The 16,457-nt window shown below is 27.5% G+C and carries 15 protein-coding genes; 14 read left to right on the top strand and 1 reads right to left on the bottom strand.

Annotated elements, in window-relative coordinates:
- Positions 1–481: 481 nt before the first annotated feature.
- The 11 genes from QX51_RS18790 to QX51_RS18840 all read left to right on the top strand — a co-directional run bounded on the left by QX51_RS18790 (position 482) and on the right by QX51_RS18840 (position 11,702).
- Complete coding sequence (locus QX51_RS18790) at positions 482–1,162, top strand: response regulator transcription factor (RefSeq protein ID WP_039681428.1); 681 nt, start codon at positions 482–484, stop codon at positions 1,160–1,162.
- An 88-nt stretch (positions 1,163–1,250) separates the two neighbouring features.
- Positions 1,251–2,387 carry a sensor histidine kinase gene (locus QX51_RS18795; RefSeq protein WP_242842783.1) on the top strand — a complete coding sequence of 379 codons (1,137 nt, stop codon included), beginning with the start codon at positions 1,251–1,253 and terminating at the stop codon, positions 2,385–2,387.
- A gap of 60 nt (positions 2,388–2,447) precedes the next feature.
- Positions 2,448–2,720 (top strand): hypothetical protein, encoded by a 273-nt coding sequence (locus tag QX51_RS18800; protein WP_039681430.1) that lies wholly within the window; start codon positions 2,448–2,450, stop codon positions 2,718–2,720.
- Positions 2,721–2,944: 224 nt separating this feature from the next.
- Positions 2,945–3,478 (top strand): TIGR04002 family protein, encoded by a 534-nt coding sequence (locus QX51_RS18805; protein WP_039681431.1) that lies wholly within the window; start codon positions 2,945–2,947, stop codon positions 3,476–3,478.
- Between the two features lie 24 nt (positions 3,479–3,502).
- Complete coding sequence (locus tag QX51_RS18810; RefSeq protein ID WP_039681432.1) at positions 3,503–4,099, top strand: TIGR04100 family radical SAM protein; 597 nt, start codon at positions 3,503–3,505, stop codon at positions 4,097–4,099.
- Between the two features lie 261 nt (positions 4,100–4,360).
- Entirely contained in the window at positions 4,361–5,737 is a 1,377-nt protein-coding gene (locus QX51_RS18815) for an NCS2 family permease (RefSeq protein ID WP_039681433.1), read from the top strand.
- Between the two features lie 235 nt (positions 5,738–5,972).
- Positions 5,973–7,403: an MATE family efflux transporter gene (locus tag QX51_RS18820; protein WP_039681434.1), complete on the top strand. Its 1,431-nt coding sequence runs from the start codon at positions 5,973–5,975 to the stop codon at positions 7,401–7,403.
- Positions 7,404–7,845: 442 nt separating this feature from the next.
- Positions 7,846–9,084, top strand: a complete 1,239-nt coding sequence (locus QX51_RS18825) for a peptidase U32 family protein (RefSeq protein WP_039681435.1) — start codon at positions 7,846–7,848, stop codon at positions 9,082–9,084.
- A 27-nt stretch (positions 9,085–9,111) separates the two neighbouring features.
- Positions 9,112–9,978 (top strand): methionyl aminopeptidase, encoded by an 867-nt coding sequence (locus QX51_RS18830; protein ID WP_039681436.1) that lies wholly within the window; start codon positions 9,112–9,114, stop codon positions 9,976–9,978.
- Between the two features lie 321 nt (positions 9,979–10,299).
- Positions 10,300–11,244: an L-lactate dehydrogenase gene (locus tag QX51_RS18835; RefSeq protein ID WP_039681437.1), complete on the top strand. Its 945-nt coding sequence runs from the start codon at positions 10,300–10,302 to the stop codon at positions 11,242–11,244.
- Between the two features lie 149 nt (positions 11,245–11,393).
- On the top strand, positions 11,394–11,702 hold the full coding sequence (locus QX51_RS18840) for a hypothetical protein (protein ID WP_039681438.1): 309 nt from the start codon (positions 11,394–11,396) through the stop codon (positions 11,700–11,702).
- A 52-nt stretch (positions 11,703–11,754) separates the two neighbouring features.
- Here the strand turns inward: QX51_RS18840 and nhaA are convergent, their stop codons facing one another.
- Positions 11,755–12,912: a Na+/H+ antiporter NhaA gene (gene nhaA, locus QX51_RS18845; RefSeq protein WP_039681439.1), complete on the bottom strand. Its 1,158-nt coding sequence runs from the start codon at positions 12,910–12,912 to the stop codon at positions 11,755–11,757.
- A gap of 304 nt (positions 12,913–13,216) precedes the next feature.
- Between nhaA and QX51_RS18850 the strand changes: the two genes are divergently transcribed.
- The 3 genes from QX51_RS18850 (at position 13,217) to QX51_RS18860 (ending at position 16,343) form a co-directional block, all read left to right on the top strand.
- Positions 13,217–13,723, top strand: a complete 507-nt coding sequence (locus QX51_RS18850; protein ID WP_039681440.1) for a QueT transporter family protein — start codon at positions 13,217–13,219, stop codon at positions 13,721–13,723.
- A gap of 19 nt (positions 13,724–13,742) precedes the next feature.
- Complete coding sequence (locus tag QX51_RS18855) at positions 13,743–14,468, top strand: hypothetical protein (RefSeq protein WP_039681441.1); 726 nt, start codon at positions 13,743–13,745, stop codon at positions 14,466–14,468.
- A 249-nt stretch (positions 14,469–14,717) separates the two neighbouring features.
- A complete protein-coding gene (locus tag QX51_RS18860; RefSeq protein WP_039681442.1) occupies positions 14,718–16,343 on the top strand; it encodes an ABC-F family ATP-binding cassette domain-containing protein in 1,626 nt (541 codons plus the stop codon).
- The last annotated feature ends 114 nt before the right edge of the window (positions 16,344–16,457 follow it).

The raw sequence follows: 16,457 nt of genomic DNA on the forward strand, positions 1-16,457 counted from the left end.
TATTATTAATTATAAGATTTTGTAAAAATTATACAAATATTTAATATTTAAAGCTTAATACTATTTTATTAATTTATAAAGATCCTTCAAAGTTTTTTAAGGTTGATAATAAATTTGATTTAATAAGTAAAAGTATTAAAAATAGCTAGTATGAAATAATGTAAAATAAAACATGTCTATATTAGATAAAAATTTCATTATAAATTCATATATGTATTATAATATAAAAGTACAAATATTTTTACATTAAATGAATTTGTACTTTATCTGACTTATGGATAAATTATAAAATTCAAATCTATTTAAATGAAAATGATTTGCATACGTAGTTGCTTAAGTAAAGCAACTTTGTTACTTGAGAAACGGGCGAAGCTGTTGGCGACATGAAGTGTTTAGCTGGCACGTGACTCAAGAGAAGCGAATTTTTTATTTTTTAACAAGAAATTAAAGTATAGGTATATAAAATTATAGGAGTGATGAAATGAATACATCTATTTTAGTTATGGAAGATGATGTTAATATACAAGAGTTAATAGTAGAGTTTTTAAAGGCTGAAGGTTATGATGTTGACTTTGCCAGTGATGGTTTAGAAGGAATACAATTATTTAAAAAAAAGGAGTATGATTTAGTTTTATTAGATATAATGATGCCAAATTTAGATGGGTATTCTGTGTGTAAAATGATTAGAAAAAGTTCAAATGTGCCAATTATATTTTTAACTGCATTGGATGAAGAAAATGACCAACTAAAAGGATTTGAATTAGAGTGTGATGATTATATAACAAAACCATTTTCATTTAATCTCTTAATGCAAAGGGTAAAAGCAGTACTTAGAAGAGGTAAAGGTAATCTAAGTAATGATTACTTAAGTTTTGAAAAAATAAAATTAGATTTAAATACTTATTCTGTACAATTGGAAGATAAAAATATAGAATTAACTTTAAAAGAATTTAACATATTAAAAACATTGATAGAAAAATATCCTCAAGTAATAACAAGAGAAAGTTTGTTGGATAGTATTTGGGGGTACGATTATTATGGTGATACAAGAATAGTTGATGCTCATATTAAAAACCTTAGAAAAAAAATATGCTTACCATATATAAAAACTGTAAAAGGGATAGGTTATACTCTTGAAAAAGATATTGAAGTTTTGGAATAATTTAAATATTAAATATAAGTTATTTACTATTACATCGGCCCTTCTTTTATTTTTGGCCTTTATAATTTATTTAACTTTATACTTTTTTATGCCAGCATATTATCACCAGTACAAGATTGAGCTTTTAAAAAATAGTGTAAATTCCATAGTGGAAGATTCTAAGTTTTATGATATAGATGAATTACAACGAAGACTTTATTTTTTAGGTAAAAAACAAAATGTTGCTATGATATTAACAGATGATAAAGGATTTATTATTTTTGGGAAAAATGAACAACATATTACTAATAAGTATGCAGGAGATATTCCTATGTCAAATCAGGTAAAGGAATATACAATAAGAGCTACTATAAAGTTAAAAGATAGCCCTGACTTCTATCATTTAGAAATTGTTATGCCACTTCAACCAATTGATGAGGCAAACACAGTACTTAGAAGTATTCTTCCATTTATAATAATTTCAGCTTTTTTAATAGCTCTGTTTGGGGCTTATATTTATTCTAAAACTATAACAAAGCCATTAATTGAGATTATTAACAAAGAAAGAGAAGAAGAAAAGAACAGGAAAGAATTTATAGCAACTATTTCTCATGAACTAAAAACTCCAATAACCATAATTAGCGGTCAATTAGAGGGAATGATATATAATGTGGGGAAATATAAGGATCGAGAAACTTACTTAAGAAAATCTTATGATAGTACTCAAGAGCTTAAAGTATTAGTAGATGAAATGATGGAAATATCAAAGAATGAGTTACTTGAAAAGGACTTAAAAATTGAAGCTATTAACTTAAGTGAAATGCTTAAAGAATTGGTAAATAGACAAAGCTACTTAATAGATGATAAAAACTTAAAGCTTATTTATAAAGTTGAAAATAAATTGTATATAAAAGCAGATAGAGAAAAAATTATAAAAGTTTTAAATAATTTAATTAACAATGCAATTAAATATTCTCCAAAAGGCGAAAAAATAATTATTAAAGCTTATAAATCAAAAGCAAGCAAAACAGTAGTATTTGAAATAGAAAACACTGGGATTACAATTGAGAATAAGTATTTAAGTGACGTGTTTAACCCTTTCTTTAGGGTAGAAAAATCCAGAAATAGAAAGACGGGTGGCAGTGGACTAGGTCTTTATATAGTAAGTAAAACACTAAAAAGTCATAACCTTTACTACAAGATGGAAAGTAAAAAGAATTCTGTTTTGTTTACTATTTATTTTTAGATAAATAATTTTCATAAATTAAGGAAAGATAAAACTAAGAAATAAATAGGAGGCATAAATATGGATATAAAAAAAGATATGGAAAATATAAAAGATGATGTTGTAAAAGGCGTAGATAAAGTAGGTAATGGTGTTAAACATGCAGCTGATGGAATTGGACATATGGCTGAAAAAATAGGTCATGCAGTAAAACATACAGCAAAAGATTTAAAAAATGATGTAAAAGGAATGGCAGTAGATGCTGGAGAAATAGCAGAAGACATGAAAGATAAGTATGAAGAAACTAAGTTTGCAAAAGAAATGAAAAAACAAATGAAAAAAGAAGATAGATAATTAAAAGACCTGCTTTATAGCAGGTCTTTTAATTTCCAATTTTGTTACTTAAACAACGGGCGAAGCCGTTGGCGATATGAGCGGAGCGAATTTTTTATTTGCAATGATTTCATATTATGAAAAATTGTATTGATACAATATGGGAATAATGTGTATATTTATAATAAATATATAAAAGTGTATTATAATTAACTTAATATAATATAAAATTTGGAGGAGAGATAATGGAAAATGCAAAAAAACAAAAAACAAATGTATCATCTAAAACTAGATTATTAGTATCTGCTGCCTTATTTGCCGCTATTATATGTATTACAATTGCGTATTTTCTCCATATACCTATTGGAGGAAATGGTGGATTTGTTCATATAGGTGATGCTTTTATATATTTAGCTGCAGTACTTTTACCTACACCATATGCAGCTTTTGCAGCAGCAATAGGAGCAGGTATGGCAGATATACTTACGGGTGCTGCAAATTGGGCCTTAGCAACCATAATTATAAAGCCAATACTTGTTTTATTTTTTACTAATAAAAGTAAGAAAATAATTAATACAAGAAATGTGTGTGCTAGTATTATAGCAGGAATAGTTGGAACAGTTTTATATATGATAGCAGAGGGTATCATGTATGGAAGCTTTGTAAGTGCATTTGTTCTAACATTAGTAGGACTTATCCAACCAATAGGAAGTTTTATCGTATTTATAGTTATAGGTTTAGTATTTGATAAATTAAAAATAAAAGAAATGATTAAATAAATATACAAATGGGGGAATTAAATAATGACAATTTTATATGATTACAAAGAAAGCCTTTATGTTAATATAACAAATCAATGTCCATGTGCTTGTGTTTTTTGTATAAGAAAAGAAACGGATCATGTGGGAAATAGTGATAGTCTATGGTTAGACCATGAGCCTACGGTAGATGAAGTAAAAAATGAATTTAAAAAATTTGATTTAGCAAATTATGATGAAATTGTATTTTGTGGCTATGGTGAACCATTAGTAAGATTAAATGAAGTTATAGAAGTATCTAAATATATTAGAAGTATCTCAGATATAAAAATAAGAATAAATACTAATGGCCTTTCTGATTTAATTCATAATAAGAAAACGGCAGTGCTTTTAAAAGATAATATAGATTCAGTTTCTATAAGTTTAAATGCACCAAATAAAACTAGATATAATGAAGTTACAAAACCTAAATTTGGTGAAAAATCTTTTGATGCATTACTTGATTTTGCTAATGATTGTAAAAAATATATTGAAGAAGTAAATTTTTCTGTAGTTGATGAGATTAGTGATGAAGAAATTAAAGAATCACAGGATTTAGCAGATAAAATGAATATTGTACTTAGAGTAAGACATAAAAACTAGACTTGAAATAGCTTATTGAAAAATAAGCTATTTTTTTTATTGTAATATCATAATAATTTAATATAATTACGAATTATTATCTAATTGGAATAAAATATATTCGTGATAGATTGACATTATGATGTAGATATTCTAGAATTATACTTGTAAAATGGTATTTTATGGAAAATAAAATACCATTTACCTACTAAATCAATTTCATAAAAATATCAGAGTTTAAAAATGAAGTTAATTTATTAAATTACGGAGGTGTATTGATTAATGCAAGTTGCAAATCAGGAATCTAGTACTATGACAAAATTATTCCCTATACTCGAAAATCAGGGAGTAAATATGAAAAAGGAGATAATGGCAGGGGTTACGACTTTCTTAACAATGGCTTATATTATAGCTGTTAACCCGAGTATATTATCAGAGGCTGGTATGCCGGCAGGAGCATTGGTAACAGGTACATGTTTAGCAGCAGCAATAGGATGTTTTTTAATGGGTATTATTGCAAATTTACCTTTTGCTTTAGCATCAGGAATGGGACTTAATGCTTATTTTGCTTACACAGTAGTATTAGGAATGGGAGTATCTTGGGAAGTTGCTTTAACTGCAGTATTCGTGGAAGGTATTATTTTTATAATTTTATCATTATGTAAAGTACGTGAAGCAGTTGTAAATGCAATTCCAGTAAATATGAAGTTAGCAGTATCCGGGGGAATAGGTTTATTTATTGCAATTATAGGATGTATTAACTGTGGACTTGTAGTATCTAATGAATCTACATTAATTGCCATGGGACATTTTAGTCCAGCAGTTATAATTAGCTGTGTTGGAATTGTTGTCATAGCAGTTTTATCAAAAAGAAATATTAAAGGTTCAATACTAATTGGTATAGTAGTTTGTTCATTAATTGCTTGGGGATATGCATTATATAATCCAACAGCTGCAGCAGAGCTTAAAATATTTTTACCAAATGGCGTATTTAAATATGAGAGTTTAGCACCGATAGCAGGAAAATTAGATTTTAGTTATGCAACTAATCCTGCAAATTTAACTAATTTCATATTGGTACTTTGTACTTTCTTATTTGTTGACTTCTTTGATACAGTGGGAACAATAGTTGGTGTTGCATCTAAAGCAAATATGATAGATGAAGATGGAAACGTACCTCATGTTGGTAGAGCTTTACTTGCAGATGCTTTTGCAACTACAATAGGTGCAGGTCTTGGAGTATCAACAGTAACTACTTATGTTGAAAGTTCAACAGGTGTGGTTGAAGGTGGTCGAACAGGATATACAGCCATAACAGTAGGTGTATTATTTATAATAGCTATGTTTTTTTCACCAATATTTATTGCCATACCATCATGTGCTACTTCACCAGCTTTAATATATGTGGGATATTTAATGCTTAGTGCAGTTAAAGACATAGATTTTGCAGATATAACAGAAGGTGTTCCAGCATTTATAGCAATAGGTGCTATGGCATTTACTTATTCAATAGGTGATGGTTTAACTCTTGGAGTATTATCATATGTTGTTATTAACTTATTGTACAACTTAATTGCTCCAAAAGAAGAAAGAAAGAAAATATCTGCTATAATGATAGTTCTTGCAATTTTATTTGTTCTAAAACTTATTTATTTATAATATTAAAAAAGAAGTTAGCCTAAAAACTAACTTCTTTTTTTATTATTATAATTAATATAAATATTAATTATAATTTATACATATATATTTGGTGTATATTGACAAGATAAATTACTATGTATACACTTAAATTAGTGGGTATTACTAACTTTTATATAGTTAAAATACCCATTATTTATTGAATAATAGTTGTCTTGGCAACTATTATAACTATGAAAGGGGGAGATTATAGATTATGTCTGGGGAAAATATAGTTAAAGAAAATAAAATGGGAACAATGCCTATAAATAAACTACTAATAAGCATGTCGCTACCGATGATGATATCCATGTTAGTTCAAGCACTATATAATGTTGTTGATAGTATATTTGTATCAAAAATTAGTGAAAATGCACTTACCGCTGTTTCTCTAGCTTTTCCAGTACAAAATTTTATGATTGCTGTTGGAGTAGGTACAGGAGTAGGTATAAATGCACTACTTTCAAGATCTTTAGGTGAAAAAAAGTTCGAAGAAGCTAATAGAGCTGCAAGCAATGGTGTTTTTTTAGCTGTCATGAGTTATTTATTATTTTTACTAATAGGTATATTATTTAGCAAAAAGTTTTTTCAATGGCAAACAGATATTAAGGATATTGTAGATGGTGGATATTTCTATTTAATTATAGTTACTACTTGTTCTTTTGGTATGTACGGTCAAATAGTATTTGAAAAATTAATGCAGTCAACAGGAAAAACATTTTATTCTATGATTACACAAATAACTGGCGCAGTTATAAACATAATATTAGATCCAATATTAATTTTTGGATTATTGGGCTTTCCTAAATTGGGCATATCTGGAGCTGCTATTGCAACTGTCATAGGTCAAAGTAGTGGGATGATGTTGGGTATTTATTTAAATAGTACAAAGAATAAGGAAATAAAAGTGAAAATAAAAGGATTTAAACCTAGTTTAAAAACTATAAGAGATATATATTCAGTAGGTATTCCGTCTATCATAATGGCATCTATAGGTTCAATTATGACTTTTGGAATAAATAAAATATTACTTGTGTTTACATCTACTGCAACTGCTGTGTTCGGGGTGTATTTTAAATTACAAAGTTTTATATTCATGCCTGTATTTGGTATAAATAATGGTATGGTGCCAATTATTTCTTATAATTATGGTGCAAAGCACAAAGATAGATTAATGGAAACTGTAAAGATTAGTATTATTTATGCAATAGGTATAATGATTATTGGTTTAGTTATATTTCAGCTTTTACCAAAACAGTTATTAGGGTTATTTAGTGCGTCTGAAGAAATGATAAGTATTGGAACACCAGCTCTTAGAATAATTAGTATTAGCTTTTTATTTGCAGGATATTGCATAGTTGTAAGTTCTATGTTTCAAGCACTTGGTAATGGAGTTATGAGTTTAATTGTATCAATAGGGAGACAGTTAGTTGTATTACTTCCTGCAGCATACTTATTATCTAGAACTAATAATTTAAACCTAGTATGGTGGGCCTTTCCTATTGCAGAGCTAGCTTCTGTTTTTTTAAGTGTCATAGGGTTTAAATATGTGTACAAGAAGGAAATAGTTCCTTTAGTTAACAATGAAGAGAAATATAATCACGAAGATAATAAAGTTAAGATTTTAGAATGTACAAATGAGACTTAAAATGAAAAAGGGTAGTAATATTTATATTATTACTCTTTTTACATGTAAGGAAATTATATTTCTTTCAAAACTGTGAGAAACTCATGAAACTAAATAATGCCAACCAATATTGAGATGTAAAAAAGTTAGTTTTTGATCAACGGAGTTACATAAAATTTCATATCGCCCACACAGTGGCTTAAAGTGGTAATGAAGACATCTCGTTGGTGATATGAAGAAAGCGAATTTTTTACATGGGATAAACTTAATAATATTATTATATATTAGATTAATCTGCTTAAAATTATATTTCTAAGGGTAATTTTAATTTATATGTAAGATATTGTGGTATAATAAGTATGAAAAAGTTCAAACAGAACATATTTATAATATCTTAATTAGATAATAAAAATATATTAATTGTATATATTACTAGAAATATATGAAATATGAAGGAGATAAAATGAGAAAAGTAGAATTATTAGCCCCCGCTGGTGATTTAGAAAAATTAAAAATAGCATTTGAATATGGAGCAGATGCAGTTTATATAGGTGGAGAAATTTTTGGGATGAGATCAGCAGCCAAGAATTTTACTAAGGAAAATATGATAGAGGGTGTAAACTTCGCCCACGAAAGAAACAAGAAAGTTTTTGTTACTTGCAATATAATACCTAGAAGTGAAGATTTAGAATTACTTAGAAATTATTTATTAGAGTTAGATGAGATTGGAGTAGATGCTGTAATAGTATCAGATCCAGGCGTGTTTAAAATAGTAAGAGAAACTATACCTAACATGGAAATTCATATAAGTACTCAAGCAAGTACAACAAACTATACTGCTGCAAACTTCTGGTATAACCAAGGAGCTCAAAGAATAGTAACAGCAAGAGAGCTATCTTTTGAAGAAACGAAAGAAATAAGAGAACATATTCCACAGGATATGGATATAGAGGCATTTGTACACGGAGCAATGTGTATGTCTTATTCAGGGAAATGTACAATAAGTAATTATACGACAGGAAGAGATGCAAACAAAGGTTCATGTGCTCAATCTTGTAGATGGAAGTACACTTTAATGGAAGAAAATAATGGTGAGTATACTCCTGTAGTAGATGATATAGATCCAGAATTCTTCTTTAATACTAAAGATTTATGCATGATAGAGTATATACCACAAATTTTTGACAGTGGAATTACTTCTTTAAAAATAGAAGGAAGAATGAAAACAGCTTATTATGTAGCAACTACAGTAAGAGCTTATAGAATGGCTATAGATGAATACTACAAAGATCCTAAAAATTGGAAGTTTAATCCTATTTGGTTGGAAGAGCTGAAAAAAGGAAGTCATAGAGATTACTCTACAGGATTTTTCTTAAATAGACCTGATGAAAATTCTAATAATTATAAATCAGCTTCTTATATAAGAAATTATGATTTTATAGGATTAGTCAAAGGTTATGAAGAAGAAACTGGATTATATATAGTTGAGCAAAGAAATAAAATGTATGTAGGAGATAAAATTGAAGTTATAGGACCTTACAAAGATACAATGTTTACGACAATAGAAGAAATGTATGATGAAGATGGAAATCCGATTGAATCAGCACCTCATGCAAGACAAATAGTCAAAATGAAGGTTACAATAAAGCTAGAAGAAAATTATATATTAAGAAAGCCTATAGAAAAAACAAGAATTTTATAGATATTTATTAAGGAAGTGAGAGTATAAATGATTATAGGAAGAAATGACAAATGTTGGTGTGGAAGTGGCGAAAAATATAAAAAATGCCATATGAAATTTGATGAAAAATTAAAAGAATTTAAATCAAAAGGTTATGAAGTACCACATAGAAGTTTAATAAAAAATCAAGAACAAATAGAAAAAATAAAAGCAAGTGCTAAAATAAATAATGAAATATTAGACTTAGTTGGAAAAGAGATAAAAGCAGGTATGACTACTGAAGAAATTGATAAAATAGTTCATGACTATACAATTTCACAAGGAGCTGTACCAGCACCACTAGGATACAGTGGATTTCCTAAAAGTTGTTGTACATCAGTAAATGATCAAATATGTCATGGTATACCAGATGGATATGTTTTAAAAGATGGGGATATAGTAAATGTTGATGTTTCTACCATATTAGACGGATATTATTCAGATGCATCTAGAATGTATATGATAGGTGAAGTATCTGATAATGCTAAGAAATTAGTTGAAGTTACCAAAGAATGTATGATAAAAGGTATAGAAGCTGTTAAACCATGGACTAGACTTGGTAATGTTGGATACACAATAGAGCAACTTGCAAAATCTAATGGATACTCTGTAGTTAGAGAATTTGGAGGACATGGTATAGGATTAGACTTCCATGAAGACCCATTTGTATTCCACTATGGTACAAGAGAAGAAGGAATGCTTATGGTTCCAGGAATGATATTTACTATAGAGCCAATGATAAATGAAGGGCACCATGAACTATATATAGATGCAGATAATGGTTGGACATCTTATACTGATGATGGAAAACTTTCTGCACAATGGGAAAATATGATACTTGTAACTGAAGATGGATGTGAAATATTAGCATATTAAATAGTAAAAGAACACTTATATAAGTGTTCTTTTTTTATATAAGGATATTATAGTGCTTTTAAATTTGTTTAAAACTCGTTAAGGTACGTGATATTATTCTCAATCTTAATGAAATGAAGTGTAGCGCTCACTCAGTGGCTTGAGCCAAGTAAATTTTTTATTGTAGGGAGATTATGAAACCTTTGAATAGTGAAATTTTATATGAATTAAATAAGTATAATGAATAAATAATATATAATAATTAGATATTAATGTTCACAATAATAAATATATATAATATAATATATTTGACAAAAAAATAACAGACTTCAGGAGGATAATATGAAAAAAAATAAAGTGGTTATAGTTGGAGCTGGTATGGTAGGGATGAGCTATGCATACTCAATGGTAAACCAAGGAACATGTGAAGAACTTGTATTAATCGATATAGATAAAAATAGGACTGTGGGTGAAGCCTTAGATTTAAATCATGGACTTAGTTATGCACCTAGAAAAATGAAGATTTATTCAGGTGATTATAGTGACTGTAGTGATGCAAACATAATTTGCATAACAGCAGGAGCCACTCAAGTTCCAGGAGAAACAAGACTTGACTTGTTACATAAAAATACTAAAATAATGAAATCAATAGTTGGAGAAATAAAAAAGACTAGCTTTAATGGAATAATTATAGTTGCATCAAATCCAGTAGATATTATGACTTATGTTGTTTGGAAAGCATCAGGATATGATAAAACAAAAGTAATGGGATCTGGAACTACACTTGATACAGCTAGACTTAGATTTGGATTAGGTGAAAGGCTTGGAGTTACACCGAAATCTATACATGCTTATGTTATGGGAGAACATGGTGATTCTCAATTTGTTGCATGGAGTTATGCTTTAATGGGAGTTCAACCAATATATCAAGTAGCTTCTAAAAAAGATGCAAAAGTTAAATTTGAAGACCTAGAACTAATAGAAGATGAAGTAAGAAATATTGCCTACAAAATAATAGATTGTAAAAAATCAACTTATTATGGAATAGGAATGGCATTAGCTAGAATTACAAAAGCCATACTAGAAAATGAAAATAGCATATTAACAGTGTCATCATATTTGGATGATAAATACGGACATAATGATGTATTTATTGCAGTTCCAAGTATAGTAAATGAAAATGGAGTTAGAGAAGTAATAGAGCTTCCTTTAGAAAAAGAAGAAAAATCTAAGTTAGATAATTCAATAGAAATAATGAAAGAAAATATATGTAAGTTAGATATATAAATAAGAAAAAGATACTTTTTAAGTATCTTTTTCTTATTATGATGGAAAGTATAATTAATACATATAAAGTACATAATTAATTCATATGTAATTCATACAAATTTGATAATATTTTCTCATGGAAAAATTATTTGAAAGGAGGTATTAAAATGAAAAAAATTAATAAGAAAGCTATTTTACCAATATTGTTATATGTGGTTGCTGCAATTATAGCGATTTATTCTATATTTACAATATATACTTCATACACTTATATTTCTAGTCTTGCGACAGCTGGTAGCATAGTTATAAAAGATCAGTTAGCAGATGTAATAAGCTACTATGTAAGTGCATCAATTCCTTATGTATTTTATGCAATAGTAGTTTGGGCAATAGGATACATAATAAACAAATTAAATAGCTTAAGTCCTTCTATTATTAATAAAGAAGAAAATAAGCTAGAAGAAAAAATAGATTAAAATAAAAAGTAGCTATCGCTTTAATATGTGAATAGCTATTTTTTATTTTAATCTATATAATATGTAATTCCTTAAATGTTTTTATGCATAAGGATGAAAGTATTATGGATGTTAAGCTACTAATCAAGATACATATCCTAGCTATGCCTATAAGCTCTGTATTACCCATAAAAGCAACTTCTGATACAAATATAGACATGGTAAAACCGATACTAGATATTAGAGAAACAATAAATACGCAGGTCCAATTTAGTTCCTTAGGTTTTTTTGATAATCCTATTAAATTACTCATATATGTAAACAACATTATTCCTAATGGTTTTCCGATTAAAAGTCCAAGATATATACCTAAAAATATTGTGGGATATTTAGCCAGATTCAAATTAGAATCAATACTTACTCCTGTATTAGAAAAAGCAAACAACGGAATAATAATAAGGCTATTAAAAATTTTAAAATATTTTATTATATAGTGAGACGTTGAATATTTCCTTTTGTAAGATGTTGTTGGTATACCTATTGCTAAAAGTATTCCACTTAAAGTTGAATGAATTCCGCTAAGATGAATAAAGTACCATAAACATACTCCTAATATAAGATAGTAAAGTACACTTTCGATTTTAAATATTTTATTTCCAATACAAATTATAAAAAGACAAACAAGAGCTAAAATAAAAAAAGATAAATTAATTTTTGAGGAATAAACAGTACCTATTAGCAATATGGATACTAAATCATCTACTACGGCTAAAGATAATAAAAACATCTTTATTGAAGGATTTAAGTATTTACTAAATAAAAAATAAATACCCATAGAAAAGGCGATATCTGTAGATATAGGTATACAAATCCCACTAATATATTTTGTATTTAAATTAAAATATGTAAAAATTATAGCGGGCATTATGACACCACCAATGGATGCAATTACAGGAAAAGATGCTTTTTTAAAAGATGATAAGCTTCCAAATAAAACCTCTTCTTTTATTTCTAATCCTGCCAATAAAAAAAATATAGACATAAGAAAATCATTTACAAAGCTATGTAAACTAAAGTCATTCACTATATAAGTGTTATAAAAAAAATTATCATATAAGTATTTGTAGGGACTATTACATATATACAGTGCAATAATAGTTGCTAAAATAAGTAATATACTAGTAATAGGCTCTATTTCAATATTAAATAATTTTTTATGTTTTTTTATCATATTATCACCTCATGTTTAACAGTAATCTTTTGTTACTATCTAAATTTAACAATAAAAAGAATCAAAAAATTTGCTTTGCTTGAGCGACGCTTCGGCTAAACACTTTAAGTCACTGTGTGGGTACTACACTTTAGGCAACGACCTTGCTTAAAAAGTAAAATTACTTATATATGTATATGATTAATTAATGAAATAAATATTAAATCTTATAAATTATCTTATTGAGATATTTATTGATTTATAATATAATCGTTCATGTCGCATAATAATTAAATAAATATGAAATCATGTTTTGGAGGATAAAATGACTAAGAAAACAAGGGAAGTAGCTATAGTTGGAATAATAGCAGCTATATATTGTGTAGTAACATTAGCATTAGGATTTATAAGTTATGGACCTATTCAATTTAGAGTTTCAGAAATATTGATGTTTTTACCTTTACTAAGTAAAGAATACATAGTAGCATTAACATTAGGTTGTTTCTTAGCAAATGTAATAGGTCCTTATGGAGTTCCAGACATAATATTTGGGACATTAGCAACATTAATTAGTAGTGTTTTAGTATATTTAACACCTAAACTTTTTGGCAAAAACAAATACACTTTATTAATAGCATCAATATGGCCAACTATAATAAATGCTTTGATAATAGGATGGATGTTATATAAGTTTGTTGGACTACCTTTTGCGCTATCAGCTTTTGAAGTAGCTTTAGGAGAATTTGTAGTTATAACTATTGTAGGTTTACCTATATTTAAAATGGTTAATAATAAATATGGCAGTAGAATAAAAAAATTTTTAAATAATTAATTTTGCAAGGAGGCAATTTATGGAGGAGAAATATTCTAAGTTTATAGGAGTAGGTAGTGAGGGAATTAAAACTTTAAAATCATTTAAAAATAAATTAGAGAAAAACTTTAATTTTGAAGAAATAAATTTAAATCAAGATGTGGATAAAGAATATGTAAGATCATTATTAGATGGTATTGAAATTTTATTTATATCTTATAGTAGTGAAGAAGCAAAAGTAAAAGATATAGTAAAAGCTATCTCATTTATGGCAAATGAGAGAAGAGTAATATGTATAGGGCTAGACTGTTCATTAAAAGAAAATAAAGATGATATGGGTCTAGATAAAGAAATAAAAATAAATAAATACAATAGTGAAAAAGTACAAGACTTAATAAATATAGTTGTAGAATCTGTTGATGAAAATTTATTTTTAGCCATAGACTATTCTGACTTAAAAGAAATTTTTGCAAAGGATTCTGCCATATCTTACTCTATAGAAGAGTTTGAAAAAGAGGTAAGTATTGATGAAATAGCTGAAACACTTACAGAAGAAACTTATACAACTGTAGGGGAAGAGGTAAAAAAGAAAGCTTTAGTATTTTATGAAATGTCTAGAAATTTAATTGAAAACGAATTGATATTTATAAATGAAGTTAATATGAAGATAAATGAAATTTTAGGTGACACTTATGATATGATGTTTTCATATAATGCAACTGATGATGATAATGAAAAAATTAAAATATGTTTAATAAGTAAATAATATTGAATGTTTAAAAATTAATGTAAAAAATTGCAAGCAAATAAATTTGTTTGCATTTTTTATATTTTATACAATGTTAAGAAAAATATTTGTTTTTATAAAATATTATGATAACTATATTAGTATAATTATTAATAGTTAAAAAATATTGTATATTATAGTTACTGTCTTATTGACTAAAGTGAATATTTATTATAAGATTAAAATGTTGTGTTTTATAAATGACATTAAGAGAAAGGATTGATATATATGTTACAAGTTACTAACGTTGGACTTAGATTCGGAGATAAAGAATTATATAAAGATGTTAATTTAAAATTTACTAAAGGAAATTGTTACGGAATAATAGGGGCTAATGGTGCAGGGAAAACTACATTCCTTAAAATATTAGCTGGTGATATAGAACCAAATACAGGATCTGTTAGTATAACAGAAAAAGAAAGAATGTCTGTTTTAAGACAGGACCACTTCAGATACGACGAAGAAACTGTTTTAGACGTTGTTATAATGGGACATGAAAGATTATACCAAATAATGAAAGAGAAAGATGCTTTATACATGAAAGAAGATTTCTCTGAAGAAGATGGTATAAAAGCTGCAGAACTTGAAGGAGAGTTTGCTGAACTTGATGGATGGGATGCAGAAACTAATGCAGAAAAAATATTAATGGGTCTTGGAATAGATAAAGACTTACATTACAAACAATTAAAAGAATTAGAAGGTGGAGAAAAAGTTAAGGTATTATTAGCTAAAGCTTTATTTGGTAAGCCAGAAATACTATTACTAGATGAGCCTACTAACCACTTAGACTTCCAATCTATAAATTGGTTAAACAACTTTATAATGGACTTAGAAGATTCTATCGTTATAGTTGTATCACATGATAGACACTTCTTAAACCAAATATGTACAAATATAGTTGACGTTGACTTTGGTAAAATACAAATGTACGTAGGTAACTACGACTTCTGGTATGAATCAAGTCAATTAGCATTACAATTACAAAAAGACCAAAATAAAAAGACTGAAGAAAAAATAGCTCAATTAAAAGAGTTCATTGCAAGATTTAGCTCAAATGCTTCTAAAGCAAAGCAAGCTACATCAAGAAAGAAACAATTAGATAAATTACAAGTTGAAGACATACAACCATCAAGAAGAAGATATCCATATGTTGGATTTACTCCAGAAAGAGAAATAGGAAACGAGGTTCTTGAAGTTGAAGGATTAACTAAAACTGTTGATGGTGTTAAAGTTCTTGATAATGTAAGTTTCAGACTTGATAAAGAAGATAAAGTTGCTTTCATGGGAGATGAAATAGCTATAACTACTTTATTTAATATATTAATGGGAGAAGACACTGCAGATTCTGGTACATTCAAATGGGGTGTAACTACTTCTCAATCTTATCTTCCAAAGAACCACAATGAATTCTTTGAAGGATGCGAATACTCATTAGTTGACTGGTTAAGACAATTCTCAGAAGAAAAATCTGAATCATTCATAAGAGGATTCTTAGGTAGAATGTTATTTAGTGGTGAAGAAGCTCTAAAACAAGCTCACGTTTTATCAGGAGGAGAAAAAGTTAGATGCATGCTATCTAAACTTATGCTTTCAAACTCAAACGTACTAGTTTTAGATGATCCAACTAACCACTTAGACTTAGAATCTATAACTTCTGTAAATAAAGGTTTAGAAAAATTCTCTGGAGTTATGTTATTTAGTTCTCATGACCACGAGATGATACAAACTCTTGCTAATAGAATAATAGAAATTACTCCTGGTGGAATAATGGATAGAAAAACTACTTTAGAAGAGTATTTAGAAAATAAAGATATACAAGCTCAATTAAAGAAAATGTATGCTGTTGAAAAATAGTTTATTAATAAAAAGAACAAGTTGACATATGTTAACTTGTTCTTTTTTTACAAATATTTTAAGTTAAAATATATAAATAAAAGAAGATTATATAAAATTTAAAATCTATATGAT

Origin of the sequence: Terrisporobacter othiniensis (genome assembly GCF_000808015.1) — a bacterium.
GTDB classification, from domain to species: domain Bacteria; phylum Bacillota; class Clostridia; order Peptostreptococcales; family Peptostreptococcaceae; genus Terrisporobacter; species Terrisporobacter muris.

Coding starts and splice junctions, on each gene's coding strand:
- QX51_RS18860 (WP_039681442.1), top strand. CDS start 14,718: ATGTTACAAGTTACTAACGTTGGACTTAGATTCGGAGATAAAGAATTA.
- QX51_RS18855 (WP_039681441.1), top strand. CDS start 13,743: ATGGAGGAGAAATATTCTAAGTTTATAGGAGTAGGTAGTGAGGGAATT.
- QX51_RS18815 (WP_039681433.1), top strand. CDS start 4,361: ATGCAAGTTGCAAATCAGGAATCTAGTACTATGACAAAATTATTCCCT.
- QX51_RS18840 (WP_039681438.1), top strand. CDS start 11,394: ATGAAAAAAATTAATAAGAAAGCTATTTTACCAATATTGTTATATGTG.
- QX51_RS18830 (WP_039681436.1), top strand. CDS start 9,112: ATGATTATAGGAAGAAATGACAAATGTTGGTGTGGAAGTGGCGAAAAA.
- QX51_RS18850 (WP_039681440.1), top strand. CDS start 13,217: ATGACTAAGAAAACAAGGGAAGTAGCTATAGTTGGAATAATAGCAGCT.
- QX51_RS18810 (WP_039681432.1), top strand. CDS start 3,503: ATGACAATTTTATATGATTACAAAGAAAGCCTTTATGTTAATATAACA.
- QX51_RS18790 (WP_039681428.1), top strand. CDS start 482: ATGAATACATCTATTTTAGTTATGGAAGATGATGTTAATATACAAGAG.
- QX51_RS18805 (WP_039681431.1), top strand. CDS start 2,945: ATGGAAAATGCAAAAAAACAAAAAACAAATGTATCATCTAAAACTAGA.
- QX51_RS18795 (WP_242842783.1), top strand. CDS start 1,251: ATGCCAGCATATTATCACCAGTACAAGATTGAGCTTTTAAAAAATAGT.
- QX51_RS18835 (WP_039681437.1), top strand. CDS start 10,300: ATGAAAAAAAATAAAGTGGTTATAGTTGGAGCTGGTATGGTAGGGATG.
- QX51_RS18800 (WP_039681430.1), top strand. CDS start 2,448: ATGGATATAAAAAAAGATATGGAAAATATAAAAGATGATGTTGTAAAA.
- QX51_RS18820 (WP_039681434.1), top strand. CDS start 5,973: ATGTCTGGGGAAAATATAGTTAAAGAAAATAAAATGGGAACAATGCCT.
- QX51_RS18825 (WP_039681435.1), top strand. CDS start 7,846: ATGAGAAAAGTAGAATTATTAGCCCCCGCTGGTGATTTAGAAAAATTA.
- nhaA (WP_039681439.1), bottom strand. CDS start 12,912: ATGATAAAAAAACATAAAAAATTATTTAATATTGAAATAGAGCCTATT.